Below are 923 nucleotides of genomic sequence, written 5' to 3' on the forward strand. Positions count from 1 at the left end.
GTGGGGTTCCCGATCGCCGGGCGCCGTGACCCTGCGCTCGATGAGTTGGTGGGTTTTTTCGTCAACACGTTGGTGTTGCGGGTGGATGTGGGCGCCGATCCCACCGTTGGTGAGTTGTTGGCTCAGGTGCGGGCGCGCAGTTTGGCCGCCTATGAGCATCAGGATGTGCCGTTTGAGGTGCTAGTGGAGCGGCTGAATCCGGTCCGGTCGTTGACCCATCATCCGTTGGTGCAGGTCATGCTGGCCTGGCAGAACTGGCAAGACGCTGATCCCGCCGCCGGGGTGGCCTTGGGGGAGGTGCAGGTCACGCCGTTGCGGGCCGATACCGACACCGCGCGCGCGGATTTGACGTGGTCGTTGGCCGAACGCTGGACCGAGGCTGGTGAGCCCGCCGGCATTGGCGGGCAGGTGGAGTTCCGCACCGATGTGTTTGATGTGGCCAGCATTGAGGTGTTGGTGGAGCGGTTGCAGCGGGTGGTGTTGGCGATGACCGCGGATCCAGCGCGGCGGCTCTCGTCGGTGGATGTGTTGGGTGTTGGTGAGCGTGCCCAGTTGGAGGGGTGGGGTAATCGGGCGGCGTTGATGTCCCCGGTTGTGCAGCTGGGTGTCTCGGTGTCGATTCCGGCGGTGTTCGCCGCGCAGGTGGCCCGGGCTCCGGAGGCGGTGGCGCTGAGTTTTGAGGGCGAGTCGTTGACGTATCGGCAGCTTGATGAGGCCTCGAATCGGTTGGCGCATTTTCTGGTGGGTCAGCGGGTGGCTGCCGGTGATCGGGTGGCGTTGTTGTTGCCTCGGTGCGCTGAGGCGATCGTGGCGATTTTGGCGGTGCTCAAGACCGGGGCGACCTATGTGCCGATCGATCCGACACAGCCGGGGGCGCGGATGCAGTTCATGCTCGCTGATGCGGGGCCGGTCGCGGTGGTGAC

At 65.5% G+C, this 923-nt stretch carries 1 protein-coding gene; it reads left to right on the top strand.

Annotated features, from left to right (window positions below; genetic code table 11):
• On the top strand, positions 1–923 hold a 923-nt coding region (locus A5753_RS05230; protein WP_156655952.1), incomplete at both ends, for an AMP-binding protein.

The organism is Mycobacterium sp. 852002-51971_SCH5477799-a (assembly GCF_001667145.1).
Taxonomy (GTDB): domain Bacteria; phylum Actinomycetota; class Actinomycetes; order Mycobacteriales; family Mycobacteriaceae; genus Mycobacterium.